The organism is Geodermatophilus sp. URMC 61, assembly GCF_052931555.1.
Window position 1 is genome coordinate 687244 of record NZ_JBRFHZ010000002.1, and the last position, 18051, is coordinate 705294.

At 73.2% G+C, this 18051-nt stretch carries 13 protein-coding genes; 8 read left to right on the plus strand and 5 right to left on the minus strand.

Annotated features, from left to right (window positions below; genetic code table 11):
* Positions 1 to 290: 290 nt before the first annotated feature.
* From ACU610_RS03275 to ACU610_RS03295, 5 genes are all read left to right on the plus strand, one after another.
* Positions 291 to 1217, plus strand: a complete 927-nt coding sequence (locus ACU610_RS03275) for an SIR2 family NAD-dependent protein deacylase (RefSeq protein ID WP_446766283.1) — start codon at positions 291 to 293, stop codon at positions 1215 to 1217.
* Positions 1214 to 4789, plus strand: coding sequence for an nSTAND1 domain-containing NTPase (locus tag ACU610_RS03280; RefSeq protein ID WP_446766284.1), 3576 nt, complete (start codon positions 1214 to 1216; stop codon positions 4787 to 4789). The genes ACU610_RS03275 and ACU610_RS03280 overlap by 4 nt, the downstream gene beginning before the upstream one ends.
* Before the next feature lie 285 nt (positions 4790 to 5074).
* On the plus strand, positions 5075 to 7216 hold the full coding sequence (locus tag ACU610_RS03285) for a CHAT domain-containing protein (RefSeq protein WP_446766285.1): 2142 nt from the start codon (positions 5075 to 5077) through the stop codon (positions 7214 to 7216).
* A gap of 1 nt (position 7217) precedes the next feature.
* Positions 7218 to 8675, plus strand: a complete 1458-nt coding sequence (locus ACU610_RS03290; protein ID WP_446766286.1) for a lipase/acyltransferase domain-containing protein — start codon at positions 7218 to 7220, stop codon at positions 8673 to 8675.
* A 148-nt stretch (positions 8676 to 8823) separates the two neighbouring features.
* Complete coding sequence (locus tag ACU610_RS03295; RefSeq protein ID WP_446766287.1) at positions 8824 to 9816, plus strand: SDR family oxidoreductase; 993 nt, start codon at positions 8824 to 8826, stop codon at positions 9814 to 9816.
* A gap of 60 nt (positions 9817 to 9876) precedes the next feature.
* Here ACU610_RS03295 and ACU610_RS03300 read toward each other — a convergent pair whose 3' ends face one another.
* Entirely contained in the window at positions 9877 to 11187 is a 1311-nt protein-coding gene (locus tag ACU610_RS03300; protein ID WP_446766288.1) for a M24 family metallopeptidase, read from the minus strand.
* Positions 11188 to 11338: 151 nt separating this feature from the next.
* Complete coding sequence (locus tag ACU610_RS03305) at positions 11339 to 12475, minus strand: diguanylate cyclase domain-containing protein (protein WP_446766289.1); 1137 nt, start codon at positions 12473 to 12475, stop codon at positions 11339 to 11341.
* Between the two features lie 118 nt (positions 12476 to 12593).
* Between ACU610_RS03305 and ACU610_RS03310 the strand changes: the two genes are divergently transcribed.
* The 3 genes from ACU610_RS03310 to npdG all read left to right on the plus strand — a co-directional run bounded on the left by ACU610_RS03310 (position 12594) and on the right by npdG (position 14234).
* Positions 12594 to 13067, plus strand: a complete 474-nt coding sequence (locus ACU610_RS03310; RefSeq protein WP_446766290.1) for a cupin domain-containing protein — start codon at positions 12594 to 12596, stop codon at positions 13065 to 13067.
* Positions 13068 to 13223: 156 nt separating this feature from the next.
* Positions 13224 to 13409: a hypothetical protein gene (locus tag ACU610_RS03315; protein ID WP_446766291.1), complete on the plus strand. Its 186-nt coding sequence runs from the start codon at positions 13224 to 13226 to the stop codon at positions 13407 to 13409.
* A 129-nt stretch (positions 13410 to 13538) separates the two neighbouring features.
* Positions 13539 to 14234, plus strand: coding sequence for an NADPH-dependent F420 reductase (gene npdG, locus ACU610_RS03320; RefSeq protein WP_446766292.1), 696 nt, complete (start codon positions 13539 to 13541; stop codon positions 14232 to 14234).
* A gap of 184 nt (positions 14235 to 14418) precedes the next feature.
* On the opposite strand, the gene panB is transcribed toward npdG, so the two are convergent.
* From panB to ACU610_RS03335, 3 genes are read right to left on the minus strand one after another with little or no spacing between them, the layout of a single operon-like run.
* Positions 14419 to 15249: a 3-methyl-2-oxobutanoate hydroxymethyltransferase gene (gene panB, locus ACU610_RS03325; RefSeq protein WP_446766293.1), complete on the minus strand. Its 831-nt coding sequence runs from the start codon at positions 15247 to 15249 to the stop codon at positions 14419 to 14421.
* Positions 15246 to 17081: an NAD+ synthase gene (locus ACU610_RS03330; RefSeq protein WP_446766294.1), complete on the minus strand. Its 1836-nt coding sequence runs from the start codon at positions 17079 to 17081 to the stop codon at positions 15246 to 15248. Before ACU610_RS03330 ends, panB begins: the two co-directional genes overlap by 4 nt.
* A 60-nt stretch (positions 17082 to 17141) precedes the next feature.
* Positions 17142 to 17984 (minus strand): slipin family protein, encoded by an 843-nt coding sequence (locus ACU610_RS03335; protein WP_446766295.1) that lies wholly within the window; start codon positions 17982 to 17984, stop codon positions 17142 to 17144.
* Between the last annotated feature and the right edge of the window lie 67 nt (positions 17985 to 18051).

Sequence of the window (18051 nt, forward strand, 5' to 3'; positions counted from 1 at the left end):
CTTCTGCCATCGCATCTGAGGCGACCTGCGTGACTCTGTAGGCCGCATGAGGTCCGATGATTTGTGCTGGGACGGAGGTGTTCACGTGGACTGCGCCCCGGAGCTGATCGTGGCTCGTATGGATTGGCGGCGTGACGCCGGGCGGCCGAACGCCCAAGTAAATCAGCATTACGCGGCCGAACTCCTGCTCCGTTGTCCGAGCCGGGGGGCGACGGGTCGCCCCGTCCGGCTGGAAATGCCAACGGATGACGACAACGGGACGGCGCCAGATGCCTAGCGACCCGGCTGACGTGTACAGGCTGATCGCCAAGCGCCTGCTGAAGGGCAAGGTCGTCCCGGTGCTGGGGGCGGGGGTGAACCTCTGCGAACGGCCTCCGGAGGCCGTCTTCCAGCCGGGGCACTACCTACCCAGCGGGGCGGAGCTGGCCGCGGTGCTGGCGAAGGACTACCCGATGATCAAGACGCGGGACCTCGCACAGGTGGCCCAGTACATCGCCGCGCTGGCCGGTCAGGGGCCGCTGTACGACGAGCTCCACGACGTCTTCGACGCCGACTATCCCCCCACCCGCCTGCACCGGTTCTTGGCCCGGATGTCTCGGCACACCCGCACGGCCGGCCGCGGCTGCATGCTCTTCGTCACGACCAACTACGACGACGCGCTCGAGCGGGCCTTCGCCGACGAGGGCGAGCCCTACGAGCTGGTCACCTACATCGCCGAGGGAAAGGATCGGGGCCGTTTCCGTCATTTCCGTGCCGATGGCAAGGTCACGGTGATCGACCGGCCCAACAAGTACAACGAACTCCGGCTCGACCGGTCACCGGTCATCGCCAAGATCCACGGCGCGGTGGACCGCCGCAGTCACCTGGACAGCTACGTCATCACGGAGGACCACTACATCGACTACCTCACGCGCGCGGACGTCGGCGGGCTGTTCCCCGTCAACCTCGGCATGAAGCTGAGGGCCAGCCACTTCCTCTTTCTCGGCTACAGCCTGCGGGACTGGAACCTGCGGGTGATGCTGTATCGGCTGTGGGCGGAACAGCAGGGCATGACGTACAACTCCTGGGCCATCCAAGCCGACCCGGATCCCATCGACGAGCGCGCGTGGGACGAGCGTGGTGTCGACATCCTCCCGGTTTCCTGTCAGGACTTCGTCGGCGCGCTCGAGGTCGAGGTCCAGAAGCTGCTCCAGGCTGAAGGAGCGGAGGCGGCGTGACCAGCGCGACGCGGCCTCCGCAGCAGGCGGCCCCCGAGGACGCCGTCCCGGCCTGCCCGTACGTCGGGCTGGTGCCCTTCGACGAGGGCGACGCAGCCTTCTTCTTCGGACGCGAGAACGAGATCGAGCTCATCGCGGCCAACCTGGTGGCGGCACGGTTGACGCTGCTGTACGCGCCGAGCGGGGTCGGCAAGACGTCGGTCCTGCGTGCGGGGGTCGTGCCGCGATTGCACCTGATCGGTGAGGAGGACGACGACCTGGGCCTGCGCCGCGCGGCCGTGGCCTACGTCAGCGACTGGAGCGGGCCGCCGCTCGAGCGGGTGAAAGCGGAGCTAGGTCGGGCGCTGCGGGCGACAGGCGCGAGCGTGGACGGTCCGGCATCCGCCGAACCGCTGGGAACCTGGCTGCGTGGTTGTCCCGAGCGGGCCAGCATCCCCGTGGTGTACCTGATCCTCGACCAGTTCGAGGAGTACTTCCTCTACCACCCGTGTGATGAGGAACTGCCCGTCGAGCTCGGCGAGGTCCTCGCCGCGCGGGACCTCAACGTGCACGTCCTCCTGTCGATCCGCGAGGACGCCCTCGCTGCCCTCGACCGGTTCGAGGGCCACGTGCCGCACCTGTTGGAGAACTACTTCCGGCTTGCCCACCTCGACCTCGAGTCGGCCCGAGCGGCGATCGAGGGCCCCCTGGAGCGCTACAACGAGCTCACCGCACCCAGCGGGCAGATGTCCGTCGAGCCGGAACTCGTCGAGGCCCTGCTCGAGGAGGTGCGCGCCGGCCGTGTGCAGGTGGGTGAGGGAGGAAACCTCCCTGTTCGGCTCGGACCCCCAGACCGGGGCGACATCGAGGCGCCCTACCTCCAGCTCGTGCTCACTCGGCTGTGGGAGGAGGAGCGAGCTCGGGGCTCGACGGTACTGCGACGGGACACGCTCACCGAGCTCGGCGGTGCGCAGACCATCGTCCAGTCCCACCTGGACGCCGTCATGGCCGGCCTGTCCCCGCAGCAGGTGCAGGTGGCCGCCGCCGTGTTCCACCACCTCATCACGGCGTCCGGGAGCAAGACCGCGCTCACGGCCGAGGACCTCGCCGACTGGGCCGATCTGTCGTCCGACCGCGTACAGGATCTGCTCGAGGCCCTGTCGTCGGGTCCCAAGCGGATCCTCCGCCCAGTCCCCCCGGCCACCGGCGTCGCCGGGCCGCCACGGTACGAGATCTTCCATGACGTCATGGGCGCCGCGATCCTCGACTGGCGCCGCAGATACGTCGCCAAGGAACAGCAGGCGGCCGCGAAACGCGAGATCGAGCAGGCACGGGCAGCAGAGAGGAACGCCCGCCACCGTCTCCATCGGGCGCGCCTCGTCGCGGCGACCATGGCCCTGCTCCTGGTCGCCGTCGGCGTGGCCAGCGTGGCCGCCTGGAGATACGCCGTGAACGCGAACAAGGCGTCCGCTCTGGCCGCGGCGCGGGAGCTGGGGGCCCATGCCGACCGGATGGTGAGCACTCGGCCGGATCTGGCCATCCTGCTGGGCCTGGAGAGCATGAGCCTGGCGCGTGGTCAGCACGAGCCCCCTCCCCGCGGACTAGTCACAGGGTTGGCCGAGCTCACCCACCGCACCACGGGCCTGCTCCGCGGCCACACGGGGGCGGTGAACGGCGTGGCGTTCAGCCCGGACGGGACCCTGCTGGCCACCGCCGGCGCCGACGAAACGGTGCGGCCATGGGATGTGACCACCGGCCAGCCGCGCGGCGAGCTGACCGGCCACATCGGTGCCGTGCGCAGCGTGGCGTTCAGCCCCGACGGGACCTCGCTGGCCAGCGCCGGGGACGACGGTGTGGTGCGGTTGTGGGATTCCGCCGCCGGTCAGAAGCGCGGTGAGCTGACCGGCCACACCGGTGCCGTGCGCAGCGTGGCGTTCAGCCCGAACGGCAGCCTGCTGGCCGGCGCCGGCGAGGACGGAACGGTGCGGTTGTGGAATACCGCCACCGGCCGGTCTCACGGCCGGCCGCTGGAAGGCCACACCGGCGCGGTGACCGCCGTGGCGTTCAGCCGGGACGGATCCCTGCTGGCCAGCGCCGGTACCGACGGAACGGTGCGACTGTGGGATCCCGCCACCGGCCAGCCGCGCGGCGAGCCGCTGGCCGGCCACCGCGGCCCGGTGCTGGGCGTGGCGTTCAGCCCCGACGGGACCTCGCTGGCCAGCGCCGGGGACGACGGTGTGGTGCGGTTGTGGGATTCCGCCGCCGGTCAGAAGCGCGGTGAGCTGACCGGCCACACCGGTGCCGTGCGCAGCGTGGCGTTCAGCCCGAACGGCAGCCTGCTGGCCGGCGCCGGCGAGGACGGAACGGTGCGGTTGTGGAATACCGCCACCGGCCGGTCTCACGGCCGGCCGCTGGAAGGCCACACCGGCGCGGTGACCGCCGTGGCGTTCAGCCGGGACGGATCCCTGCTGGCCAGCGCCGGTACCGACGAGACGGCGCGAGTCTGGGAGGTCGACGACACCTATACCGTCAGCCGACGGCTGGCCGGCGACCCCGGCACGGTGCGGGGCGTGGCGTTCACTCCCGACGGGATCCTGCTGGCCGGCGCCGGCGAGGACGGATCGGTGCGGCTGTGGGAGACCGCCACCGGCCAATCGCACGGCCAGCCGCTGACCGGCCACACCGGCCCGGTGAACGCCGTGGCGTTCAGCCCCGACGGCGCCCTGCTGGCCAGCGCCGGCACCGACGGCACGGTGCGGCTGTGGAGGACCACTACCGGGGAACCGCGCGGCGAGTTGGCCGGCGACCTCGGCGTGGTGCGGGGCGTGGCGTTCAGCCCGAACGGCGCCCTGCTGGCGACCGCCGGTTCCGAAGGGCTGGACGGGAGGGTGTGGTTGTGGGATCCCGCCACCGGGGAACCGCGCGGCGAGTTGGTCGGCGACCTCGGCGCGGTGTTAGGGGTGGCGTTCAGCCCGAACGGCGCCCTGCTGGCGACCGCTGGCGGCGACGGGACGGTGCGGTTGTGGGATCCCGCCACCGGCCAATCGCACGGCTGGCCGCTGAAGGGTCACACCGGCGCGGTGACCGCCGTGGCGTTCAGTCCCGACGGATCCCTGATGGCCAGCGCCAGTACCGACGGAACGGTGCGGCTGTGGGATCCCGCCACCGGCCAGCAGCGAGGCGAGCCGCTGGACGGCCACAGCGGTGCCGTGTGGAGCGTCGCGTTCAGCCCCGACGGGACCTTGTTGGCCGGCGCCGGCACCGACGGCACGGTGCGGCTGTGGGACCCCGCCACCGGGGAACAGCGCGGTGAGCTGACCGGCCACAGCGGCCCGGTGACCGCGGTGGCGTTCAGCCCACGCGGCGCCCTGCTCGTCTCCGCCGGTACCGATCAGACGGTGCTGCTGTGGGACCTGCGCTGGTGGGATCGGCCGGCCGCGGACTGGGCCCAGGCCGGCTGCCGGCTGGTCAACCGCAACCTGTCCCAGGCCGAGTGGAACCAGTTCGCCGGGGATCGGCCGTACCAGCGGACCTGTCCGCGACTCCCCAACGGGGAAGGCGCACCGGACGACGCCCCCGCCACCAAGTACTGATCCGAACCGTCTGGAGAGGAGCGCGACCCTGGTGTCCCGAGGAGTTCCGGCAGCCGGCCGCGCAGCTGGTCCTCCGCAGTCGCTGCCGAGCTCGACATCCACCCCAAGAGGCTGCACGACCGGTCACTCCCGGGGCGCGTGACCGTGTCGACCCGGCCGGTGACGTGGACGTGACGCACGGGTGACGGTCGTGCTGCCACCGTGACGGATCAGTTGTCAGCTCGAGGCAGATGCGACGGAGAGGCCGCGGCCCCGGGTCGTTGACCATCCGCGGATGGAGCGCTGATGACCGGAACGACCGTCGGCGACCTGCTCCCCACTCCACCGGTGTCGTCGGCGGCGCCGGCCGTGGACCTGCAGCAGGCCAGTGCACCCCTCCCGGTGGCTCCTCCGCTGCTCATCGACGTCGTCTGGGGTCATCTCGCGCGCACACCTGGGGACATCCACGTCACGGGCCACTACCTCGGCGTCATGCCCACTGCCGCGGAGCGGGCCCTCGACGAGGCCATCTCGGTGCCCGGTGGCCGACAGCTCATCGCCGAGCACACCCGCCGTCGTTGGTTGGTCGGTGCGCTCGGGGAGGTCTCGTACTTCCCCGGGCACACCCCTGGAGGAGCCGGCGACTCCCTCGTGGTCCGAGCCGCGGTGGCCGGCATGGGCCGCGTCGGCACCTTCAGCGAGAGCAACGCCGTGCGGCTGTACGCGTCGCTGGTCCGTGAGCTCGCGGGCCTGGCCTGCGTGGAGCACGCGGTCACCGTCCCCATCGGTGCGGGGGCGGGCAACCTCACCATCGACCAGGTCGCCCGCGCGCTCGTCGTGGGATGCGGTGAAGGACTGGCCGGCCTGTCGCCGGAGGACCGGCGCCTGCGGCAGGTGTCGGTCGTGGAGATGAACCGACTCCGGGCCGAGAAGCTGCACGCCGCCCTGACCGAGGCTGCACGCATCGAGGCCGCTCGAGCAGAGGCGGCTCACGGACGCGCACGAGTCCGGGTCCTCCCCGAGATGGCCACCGCACCCGGTGGTGAGGTCGGGCCGGACGCCGTCGTCCTCTACCTGGCGAGGTCGCTGCTGACCCGACTCACCCGACACCACGGGGACGAGGCGACCGGGCGGCTGCTCGACGACGTCCGCGCGGACCTCCCCGGAGAGATCAGGGACCAGATGGCGGCCAAGCTGGCGGAACTGGCTTCCGAACCCGCAGAGGTCGTCGACGTGCGACTGCGCGCGGCGGAGGACATCGATCCGCCGGCCAAGGGCTCTCCCTCGGAGGACGCCGTGCCCACCAGGATCACGGCGCTGCAGCCGACCGACGCAGGCGGGGTGAGCCTCTCGGCACTGACCGCCCGGGCGACGGTGCCGGAGCGCGAGGTGCGTCTCGACCGCAACCTGCTGGCCGAGCTGATCCGACGCCTGACCGCCCCGGAGGAGCGGGACGCCGAGGAACTACCGCCCTTCCTGACCCGCCTCCTGGTCCCGCTGGACCTGCGGGCCTACCTGAACGGCGATGCCCCCCTGATCGTCGAGGTCGATCCGCGCACCGCGCGGGTGCCGTGGGAGTTCCTCATGCCGGCCACCGAGGCCGGGGAGAACCTCGAGCCGCTGGCCGTTCGACAACCCCTGGCGCGTCAGATGCGAACGACGTACGCGCGCACCGACATCGACGCCCCGGCGCCTCAGGAGATGCGTGCTCTGGTCATCGGTGACCCTGGCGACGGGGATCTGAGCCTGAACGGAGCGCGTGAGGAGGCCGTCGCGGTAGCGGATGTGCTCAAGCGGCACGGCATCCGGGTCGAGGCCTACATCGGCAGCGCCGACTCCCCGCCCACAGCGGAATCGCGGCCCGCCACCAGGCTCGACGTGCTGGCGAAGGTGCTCACCGGTCGTTACGACCTGATCCACTATGCGGGACACGGCGTGTTCGACCCCGTCAAGCCGGAGCTGTCGGGATGGCTGTTCGCCGACGGCCTGCTCACCGCGCGGGAACTGACCCAGATGTCCCGAGCGCCGTGGCTCGTGATGGCGAACGCATGCTGGTCGGCCGCCAGGCCGGACACCGGCCGCCTCGATGCGGGTGCCCCGCAACCGGCCCGGGGCCGCGAGGGTGAACTGGCACCCGTGCTGGCCGACGAGTTCCTGCGGGTCGGCGTCGGTCACTTCATCGGAGCGTCCTGGCGCGTGCCCGACGGGAACGCCCGGGAGTTCGCCGTCCGCTTCTACGAGCGACTGCTCGGGGAGGGGGAGGCCGCGCGGGAGAACGTCGGACGAGCCCTCCTCGAGGCCCGCCGGGAACAGTGGACCTCCTCCCGCACCAGGCCCCAGGCGACGCCGGAACAGCGGAACGCCTGGGCGGCTTACCAGCACTACGGCGACCCCGGCGACGGGCTGCGGACGCGAGTGCTCTCCAGCACCGACGTCCCGAGGGGGTGAGATGTCCCGGTCGACGTTCGGCGACGTCGTCGTCCTCCTGCCCGGCATCACCGGGAGCGTCCTGGTGCAAGGAGACGGCCGGGACGCGGAGGAGATCTGGGCGCCGAAGCCCGGGGCCGTGCTCCGCGGACTGCTCAGCCTCGGCCGCTCGCTGCAGACCCTCACGGTCGAGAACGACGACTGGCGGGTCGACGACCTGGGGGACGGCGTGCGCGCCACCGCGCTCGTCGACGCCGCCCACATCATCCCGGGGCTCTGGAAGATCGATGTCTACTCCGGGGTGGAGACCGCCCTGATCGAGAGGCTGGGGCTCACCCGAGGACAGAACTACTTCCCCTTCCCCTACGACTGGCGCCGGGACAACCGCGCCAGCGCACGTCGGCTGCAGCAGCAGGCCGGGGCCTGGTTGCGCGCCTGGCGGGACCGCTCCGGCAACGCCGACGCCCAACTCGTGCTCGTGGCCCACAGCATGGGCGGCCTCGTCTCCCGCTACTTCGTCGAGGCACTGGGCGGATGGGAGACGACGAGGGCGGTCGTCACGTTCGGCACCCCCTTCTACGGCTCGCTGAACGCCGTGGACTTCCTCGTCAACGGCTACCGGAAGGGCCTCGGCCCCTTCCGGTCCGACCTCACGCCGTTGCTGCGATCGATGACCTCACTGCACCAGCTCGTGCCCTACTACCGGTGCATCGACGCAGGCGGGGTGAGAGCGGTGGCCCCGGGCGCTGCCGGGCTGCCGCACTGGCGCCCGGAGTGGACCGATCACCTGGACCGGTTCCACAGCGAGATGGAGGACGCGGCGCGCAGCAACCGCGCAGATCCCCGCTTCGCGGCCGACCCCGTCGCCTACCACCCCATCACGGGATGTGATCAGCAGACCCGCCAGTCGGCCCGGCTGCGGGACGGCACCCTGGCCGTGCTCTTCGACCGGGAGGGCGAGGACGAGGGCGGGGACGGGACGGTACCGCTCATCTCCGCGGCGCTGTCGGGCACGGAACCGATGCGGACCTTCGGACCGGAGCGGCACTCCCGCCTGCAGGGCAACGACGGACTCCTCGGTCACCTCGGAGGACTCCTCAGGTCCCTCCACGACGCCAAGGTCTCCGACCTCCGCGCCATCGGGACCCGGTTCAGCCTGGTCCTGGACGACGTCGTCCTGCCCGGCGAACCCGTCACGGTCGGCGTGAAGCCGCTCAGCAGCCTGCCCTCGCAGCTCCTCCGACCCGAGGTCGACGCAGAGATCACCCTGCGCCTCGAGGGCGGCGGCACCGTCGTCCGGCGCCAGGTGTCACTCACCCGGGACGCCCTCAACGACGTGGAGCTGGGCGAGGCGGCCCCGGGCACGTACGTCGTGCAGGTCACCGCGGCCGACGCGGCACCCGTCTCGGACGTGCTGGCAGTGGCGTCCCCCCAGGACGTCGAGGGTGAGCTCGGCACGGTGACCACCGCAGCCGGCTGAACCAGGTCGGTCGAGCCTCCGTATCAGCCGGATCGGCACGCGGGCAAGCCGGTCACCCGGTGACCGGTGGGGCGCGTCCACCCGGCCGCCCGGTGGACGCGCCCCACGGCGGCGTTCCGGATCCGGGCCCGGCGGGTAGCCCGGCGGCATGGCCGACACCCGACGTCCCGTCAGCGACCAGGTGGTCGTCGTCCTCGGTGCCTCCAGCGGCATCGGGCGCGCGACGGCGCTGGAGTTCGTCCGGCAGGGGTGCACCCGGATCGTCGTCGCCTCCCGCGGGGAGGAGGCTCTCGGCACGCTGGTCGAGGAGCTCACCCGCGAGGGCGCCGAGGCGGTCGCCGTCCCCACCGACATCACCGACCAGGCCGCCGTGCGGGCACTGGTCGACACCGCCGAGGCCCGCTTCGGCCGGATCGACACCTTCGTCACCGTGCCGGGCGTGGGCATCTGGGGGTCGGTGAAGCAGATTGACCTGGACGAGTTCCGCCGGGTCACCGAGGTGAACTACCTCGGCCACGTGGCCGCCGCGCAGGCCGCCGTCCCGGCGCTGGAGCGGGCCGGCGGCGGCGTGCTGATCGGCATCGGCTCGGTGGAGGGCTACCGCTCCATCCCTCTGCACGCGCCGTACTCGGCGAGCAAGTTCGCGCTGCGCGCCTTCTACGACGCGCTGCGGATGGAGCTGGCCGAGGAGAAGTCGCCGGTCGAGGTGAGCCAGATCCTGCCCGCCGGCATCGCCACGCCGTTCTTCGAGCACGCCCGCACCAAGCTCGGCTCGATGCCCAAGCCGCCACCGCCCGTGTACGCGCCCGAGCTGGTCGCCGAGGCCGTCGTCCGGGCGTCGGTGCACCCGCGGCGGGAGATCCCGGTGGGCGACGCCGCGCTGGGCTTCATCGCCGGCCAGCGGTTCAGCCCCGCGCTCACCGACGCACTGCTGTCGGTGACCGGCCGCCAGCTGCAGACCACCGACCGGCCCGACGACGGCACCGACATCCTCGACAGCCCGACCCCCGGCCCCGGCCGGGTGCGCGGCGCCTTCGCCGACCAGGCGCTCACCACCAGCCCGGTCACCCGGGTCGCCGGCGCCGTGGCGCGGCCCGGGGAGCTGCTGCTGCGGGCCATCCGGCGGCGTTCCTCGGCCTGACTCCGCGCGCCGGTCCGCTCCTCGCTCGCAGAGCTCGCTGCGGTGCTCCCGCCGCTGTCGTCAGGCGTGGGGGATGAGCAGCAGCTCGGTCTGCCGGTCGCCGAGGTAGGTCACGCCGCCGTCGGTCAGGACCACGCCCTCCTCCAGGGCCATGCGCACCGGCTGGTCGCCCCACTCGGGCACCGGCACGTGGACGCACAGCTCGAGGGCGTAGACGGTGCCGGGGTGCAGCACCCGGTCACCGGCGCCGGGGACGCCGTCCTGGTCGTCCCAGCGCCCGATCGCCGGCCCCGCCCCGTGGCCGTGCACGCCGACCGGGTGCGAGTAGATGACGCCGTCGATGCCCTCGGCCGCGGCTGCGCACCGGGCCGCGGCCAGCACCTCGTTGCCGGTGCGGCCGGGCACCAGCTCCGCCGTCGTGAGGTCCTGCAGCCGGTTGCCCACGGCCAGCGCGTGGCGCAGCCCGGCCGGCGCCTCGGTCTCGCCGCCACGCAGCACGTAGCCGTTGCGCTGGTTGTCGCTCTTGAGGCCCAAGGTGGCCAGGCCGACGTCGCAGTGCACCAGGTCGCCGGGCTCCACCGGCACGTCGTAGGGGACGGCGGGCAGCAGCGCGCCCTGCCCGCGCAGCGGGGGCACCCCCGCGCGCTGCACGTCGACCACCGGGTGGAACCACGGCTCGACGCCCAGGTCGGTGAGCCGCTGGCGGATCCACCACGCCAGGTCGGTGGCGGTGCAGGCGCCCGCGGTGAGGACGGCGGGGGAGAAGGCCTCCTCGACCACCTCGCGCGCCCGGTGGTTGAGCCGGTCGAGCGCGGCGATCTCCTCGGGCAGCCGCGTCTCCAGCCAGCCGACGGCCAGCTCCTCGGCCGACACCAGCCGGTCGGCCCAGGGGCCCAGCGCCTCGGCGAGCAGCCGGTGCTCGGTGTGCGACAGCCCGTCGGCGAGCGCGAAGTCGACCGAGACGTCGATGCCGATCCGGCGCGGCGCGGCCTGCTCGACGATGCGGCGCACCTCGGCCCACTGGGTGTCCTCGGCCGGGAGCCGTCCGCCGTCCTCGGGCGACCAGGCCGGCAGGAACTGGCCCACCGGGTAGCGCGAGACCGCGGCCGCGGTGACGCCGTCGTCGCTGCGGTGCAGCACGAGGATGGTGCGCCGGCGGGCCGAGAGCCAGGTGGCCGGCAGCAGCGTGGCCAGCACCGGGTCCTCGTTGTACTCGCGGCCGACCACCAGCCACAGGTCGATGCCGGCGCGGTCCATGAGGCCGGGCAGGAGGTCCAGCAGCCGCTGGGTGAGCCACCGGTCGCGGACGTCGGCCTGCTCGCGGAGCGGCAGGGGCACCGTCCGCGTCGGGTCCGGTGCGACGAGCGTCATGGGAAGAGTGGAGCAGAGAACCGGCGTCCCCACCGGTCGAGCGGGGCGGCCCCGTCCCGGGTCTGGCCCCGAGCCTGGTGAGGTGCTGGTAGGGCCCCTGTGCAGGGTCCCGCCGCGAGCCTGCGACTCACAGGGGCAGAGGGGGCCTTCCTCAACCGGCCGCGCGGCGGGCGGGCCGGAGGCTGTCGGCGAACGCCCCGGAGCGCTGCCGCGGCAGCGCCGCGGCCACCCGGTCGCGGCCGGCCTGCTTGGCCTCGTACATGGCCCCGTCGGCGCGGTCCACCAGCCGCCACATCGCGTCGGCGGCGTCCTCGCCGTCCACCGGCCGGGCCAGCGCGATGCCGATCGAGGCGGTCACCGAGTGGCCGTCGTCCGTGCGGCTGGTCCGTACCGCCGCGCGCAGCCGCTCGGCCAGGCGGTGGGCCTCGGCCGGGTCGCTGACCAGGCCGAGCACGATCAGCTCCTCGCCGCCCGTGCGCGCCAGCACGTCGCTGGGCCGCACCGTGGCCGCGAGCGACGACGCCACCGTGCGCAGCACCGCGTCACCGGCGGCATGCCCGTGGGCGTCGTTGAGCTGCTTGAAGCGGTCGAGGTCGAGGACCATCGCAGCGACCCGCGACCCCTCGCGGCGGGCCTGCCGCCACACCCGCGGCGCCTGCTCGACGAGGAGGCGACGGTTGGCCAGGCCGGTGAGCGGGTCCTGGTGGGAGAGCGCCTGGGTGGCCTCCAGCAGCCGCTGCACCCGGCGCCGCAGCACGTAGACGCCGAACGCGGCGCTGTTCAGGGCGCCGGCGCTGATCGTCACCTGCACGGCGATCGACAGCGCGCCGTCGTAGGTGTGGGTCAGCGCGATCGTGCAGGCAACCACCGTCGCCAGCATGGTGGCGCCCAGCATCCAGGTGCCGAGGAACCAGGCGGCGACGAACGAGGGGAAGAGCAGCATCAGCGGGGTCGCCTGCGCCGGCACGGAGACGCTGAGGACGACGATCACGTAGACCACCTCGGCCAGCATCACCAGCCCGGAGGTCTGCCATCGGCCGGCGCGCGGGCGGACCGCCAGTGCGGCGGCCGCCACCAGGCACGCCGCCATCGCGACCGCGTAGCTGATGCGGGTGGCGCCCTGGTGCAGCGTCCCGTCGACGAAGAGGTGTGCCGTGCCGATGAGGCCGGCGACGAAGGTGAGCGCGGCGAGGACGAGCGCCGCGATCCGGCGTTCCGGCCCCCGGCTGACGGAGGTCTCGTGCCTCCGCGCCAGTGTGTCGGTGTCTCCGCGTCGCCACCCGCTCACGCGGGCAGCATGCCGCATACAGTGGGCCCACGGACAGTTCCGTTGCGTGGTCGTCACCGAACGTCCCAGTCGCCGGGACGGGTCGACGGCGCCGCACGTCGGTGCCAGGGTGACGGCCGTGTCCCACCCCGAGCCCGGTACGGCCGTCGTCCGCACCCTCGCCGAGCACCCGATGGTGGCGGCGGGGGAGACCAGCGCACTCCGCATGGTCGCGCCCGGCTCGCACACCGCGGGCCGTTTCGGTCTGGTGGAGTACCGCCTCGCGCCGCACAGCCCCGGGGCCGCGCCGCACTACCACCAGACGTTCTCCGAGTCGTTCTACGTGCTCTCCGGCCGGTTGACGGTCTACGCCGACGGCGCCTGGCGGCCGTACTCGGCCGGTGACTTCGCGCTGGTGCACGAGCGCGGCGTGCACGGCTTCCGCAACGACGGCGAGGAGCCGGCCGACTTCCTCATCCTCTTCGCGCCGGGCATCGCGCGGGAGCACTTCTTCGCCGAGATGGCCGAGCTGCGCCGCAGCGGCCGGACCCTCTCACCGGAGGAGATGACCGCCTTCTACGCCCGGCACGACCAGGTGATGGTCGACGTCTGAACGGGTGCGGTCGGTCGGCGGACCGACCGGAGCCCGTCGGCGCCTCCGGCAGGCGCCGACGACGTCGGACTGCTCGCTCGTCCACCGGGTTTCGTCCGGCCCGACTGGGCCTACCGTCGAGCGTGACGTCGGAAGGCCACGTACCGGGAGGACGACATGGCGCAGGGGCCGTGGTTCTACTGCCTCAAGCACCACACCGTGGAGGACCGGGACGGCTGCGCCGAGCGGCACCGCCTGGGCCCGTACGCCACCCGCGAGGAGGCCGAGCACGCGCTGCAGTCGGTGGCCGAGCGCGAGGAGCGGCTGAACGCCGAGGACCGCGCGTGGAGGGACGGCGACTGAGGAAGGACCCCGTCCTCCTGCAAGGGGGCCGTCAGGGGCTCGCGGCGAGCCTCGGGACGGGGCCGCCTGCCCGCCGGGGCATGATCCCTGCGGAACGCCGGGGGGTCCGGCGGGCGCAGGAGGTGGGACGTGTCGGACGGACGCTCGGTGGAGGACCTGGTCGTCGGCGTGCTCGGCGGCACCGGTCCGCAGGGCCGCGGGCTCGCCGTCCGGCTCGCGGCGGCGGGGCAGCGCGTGCTGCTGGGTTCGCGGGACGCCGAGCGGGCCGGTGAGGTCGCCGCGCAGGTCGCCGAGCGGGCCACCGCCGCAGCCGGGGGTATCGAGGTCTCGGTGACCGGCGGCTCGAACGTCGACGTCGCCGGCGCGGCCGACCTCGTCATCGTCGCCGTCCCGTACGCCGGGCACGCCGACACCCTCGCCGAGCTCGCCACCCCGCTGGCCGGGAAGGTCGTCGTCGACTGCGTCGTCCCGATGGCCTTCGACGAGCTCGGGGCCTACGTGCTCGACGTCCCCGAGGGCTCGGCGGCCCAGGAGGCGGCCGCGCTGCTGCCCGACTCGCACGTGGTCGGCGCGTTCCACCACCTGTCGGCGCGGCTGCTCGAGGATCTCTCCCGCCCCACCCTGGACGGCGACGTGATGGTGGTCGGCGACGTCCGCGAGGCCACCGACGCGGTGCAGGCGCTGGCCGGCCGGCTGCCGGGCATGCGCGGCATCTACGCCGGCCGGCTGCGCAACGCCCGCCAGGTCGAGGCGCTGACCATCAACCTGGTGTCGGTCAACCGCCGGTACAAGGCGCACGCCGGCATCCGCGTCACCGACGTGTGAGCCCCTGCCACTGCCGGGGTTCCTCGTGCGTCGCCGGTGCTGCAGGAGCGGCGATCCGCGAGGAACGCCGGCGGTGCTCGCCCGGGCTCAGCGGACGAGGGGCCCTCGGGAGGAGGTGATGTGCACCTGTGGCGGCTCCCCGGCCGGGGACGCGCCGCAGGTGCACATCACGGGGCGCGCCCGGCTACTCGAAGGAGTGCTCGGGACCGGGGAACAGGCCGTCGCGCACCTCGTCGGCGTACTCGCGGGCCGCGCGCAGCAGTTCACCACGCAGGTCGGCGTACTTCTTGACGAAGCGCGGCACCCGCCCGCTGGTCAGCCCGGCCATGTCCGGCCAGACCAGCACCTGGGCGTCGCAGTCGGCGCCGGCCCCGATGCCGATGGTCGGGATGGCCAGCTCCTTCGTCACCTGGGCGGCGAGCGGAGCGGGCACCATCTCGAGGACGACGGCGAACGCCCCGGCCTGCTCGACGGCGTGCGCGTCGGCCAGCAGCTTCTCCGCGCCGGCCCCGCGGCCCTGCACCCGGAAGCCGCCCAGGGCGTGCTCGCTCTGCGGGGTGAAGCCGATGTGCGCCATGACCGGGATGCCGGAGTCGTGCAGCAGCCGGATCTGCGGGGCGACCCGCTCGCCACCCTCCAGCTTGACCGCGTGCGCGCCGCCCTCCTTCATCATCCGGACGGCGGTGTCGAAGGCCTGCTGCGGCGAGGCCTCGTAGCTGCCGAACGGCAGGTCGGCGACGATCAGCGACCGCTGGGTCGAGCGGGTGACCGCCTTGGTCAGCACCAGCAGGTCCTCGACGGTGACCGGCACGGTCGAGCTGTGCCCGAGCACGACGTTGCCCGAGGAGTCGCCGACCAGCATCACCGGGATGCCGGCCTCCTCGAAGACGGCCGCGCTGAAGGTGTCGTAGGCGGTGAGCATCGCCCACCTCTCGCCGCGCTCCTTGGCCTGCTGCAGGTGGTGCACCCGCACCCGGGCGGTGGACTTCCCGCCGTAGAGCACCGATTCGCTCATGTGTGTGATGCCGCTCCCTCGCGGACGGTGGGCAGCGTCTCCCGCCACCGGTTGGTGATGGGCAGCCGCCTGTCGCGTCCGAACGCCTTGAGGCTGATCTTCGTTCCGGGGGCCGACTGGCGGCGCTTGAACTCCGCGGCGTCCACCAACCGCAGCACCCGCGCCACCACCTCGGGGTCGTGGCCGCGCTCGAGCAGGTCGGCCATCCCGAGGTCGCGGTCGACGTAGTCGGCCACGACCGCGTCGAGCTCCTCGTAGGACGGCAGCGAGTCGGTGTCGACCTGGCCGGGCGCGAGCTCGGCCGACGGCGGCTTGTCGATGGAGTTCTGCGGGATCGGCTCGGTCTCGCCGCGGCCCCTGGCGTGCGCGTTGCGCCAGCGGGCCAGCTCCCACACCAGCGTCTTCGGCACGTCCTTGATCGGTGCGAACCCGCCGGCCGAGTCGCCGTAGAGGGTCGAGTAGCCGACGGCGATCTCGCTCTTGTTCCCGGTGGTCAGCAGCAGGTGCCCGTGCTGGTTGGACAACCCCATGAGCAGCGTGCCCCGGATGCGGGCCTGCAGGTTCTCCGCGGCGACGCCGCTGAGCTCCACCGACGCGTGGTAGGCCTCGACCATCGGCGCGATCGGGACGACGGAGTAGTGCAGCCCGGTGCGCCGCGCGAGGTCCTCGGCGTCGGCCAGGGAGTGCTCGCTGGAGTACCTCGAGGGCAGGCCGACGCCGTACACCCGGTCGGCGCCCAGCGCGTCGACGGCGAGGGCTGCGCACACGGCCGAGTCGATGCCGCCGGAGAGCCCGAGCACCACCGAGGGCATGCCGTTCTTGTCGATGAAGTCCCGCAGGCCCAGCACCAGCGCGCGCCAGACCTCCTCGCAGTCCGACAGCGGCTCGGCCACCGGCGCCGGCCGCGGCTCGAACGCCGGCACCGGCTCCTCGGACAGCACGTGCCGGGTCACCGTCATCGGCCCGATGCGGCCCTCGCGCCGCTCCGGCACGGACGACCGGTCCATCCGCAGGTCCACGCACATGAGGTGCTCGACGAACTGCGGCGCCCGCCCGAGCAGCTCGCCGTCGCCGGACACGGCCATCGAGTCGCCGTCGAAGACCAGTTCGTCCTGGCCGCCGACCTGGTTGCAGTAGACGACGGTGGCCCGTGCCTCGGCCGCCCGGCGGCGGACCAGCGGCAGCCGCAGGTCGTCCTTGGCCCGCTCGTAGGGCGAGGCGTTGGGGGAGAGCACCAGGTCGACCCCGGCCTGCCCGGCGACGCCGCACGGCCCGCCCTCGACCCAGAGGTCCTCGCACACGGTCAGCGCGACGTCCACGCCGTGCAGCCGCACGACCGGCAGCTCGGTGCCGGGCACGAAGTAGCGGGCCTCGTCGAAGACGCCGTAGTTGGGCAGGTGCCGCTTGTAGTACCGGACGACGACCTCGCCGCCGTACAGCAGCGCCGCGGCGTTGCGGGGTGCGCCGTGGCGCGGGTTGGCGTCGGCCGGGCGATCGTCCTCGCCCGGCATCGACTCCGCCGGCGCCGGGCCGCTGCCCTCGGTGTGCGCGAGGTAGCCGACGACGACGGCCGTCCCGCCCAGGCCCCGCTCGGCGAGGTCGGCGGCGAGGCCGACCAGCGCGGTCTCGCTGGCGCGGGCGAAGGACTCGCGGAGCACGAGGTCCTCGGCCGGGTACCCGGTCAGGGTCATCTCGGGGAAGACGACGACGTGGGCGCCGGCGCTGGCCGCGTCCGCCGTCCAGCGGGTCACCAGCTCGGCGTTGCCACTGATGTCGCCGACGCGGGTGTCGACCTGGGCGAGGGCCACGCGGAGCTGTACGGGTTCGCTCACGTGCCCATCCTGGTCCGCGCCCCCGGCAGGCGGCCACGCGGGGGAGGACGGGGTCCTTCCTCAGCCGGTGGCCACCGGTGGGGTCGTCGGCCGCGGGACGGGCAGCCCGTTCACCGTCGGGGCGGGCTCGGGGCCGGCCGACGCCGGGGGAGTGGCGTGCTCGAGGAAGCGCAGCAGCTCGACCGGGAACGGCAGCACGACCGTCGCGTTCTTCTCCGCGGCCACCTCCACCATCGTCTGCAGCAGGCGCAGCTGCAGCGCGGTCGGCTGGGTGCTCATCACCTGGGCGGCCTGGGCGAGCTTCTCGGAGGCCTGCAGCTCGCCCTCGGCGGTGATGACGCGCGAGCGGCGTTCCCGCTCGGCCTCGGCCTGCCGGGCGATCGACCGCTTCATCGACTCGGGCAGGGCGACGTCCTTGATGTCGACGCGGTCGATGTGGACGCCCCAGTCGACCGCGGGGCTGTCCATCATGAGCTCCAGGCCCTGGTTGAGCCGCTCGCGGTTGGACAGCAGGTCGTCGAGGTCGCTCTTGCCGATGATCGAGCGCAGCGACGCCTGGGCCACCTGAGCGATGGCGGCCTGGTAGTTCTGCACGTCCACGACGACGCGGACCGGGTCGTACACCCGCCAGTACACGACGGCGTCGACCTTCACCGTGACGTTGTCGCGGGTGATCCCCTCCTGCGCCGGCACCGGCATGGTGACGATCTGCATGTTGACCTTGTGCATCCGGTCGATGCCCGGGGCGATCAGCGTCAGGCCGGGCTGCCGCGCGTCGCCGAGCAGCCGCCCGAACCGGAGCACCACCCCGCGCTGGTACTGGGTCACGACGCGCACGCTGGCGCCCACGAGCACCGACAGCCCGAGGACGACGACGATGACCAGTGCGAGAACGACGTCCATCTCGCCCTCCGCCAGCGGCGTCGCGGCCGGGCGCGGGATCGGGCCCGTGGCCGCGCCGCCCTCCTGA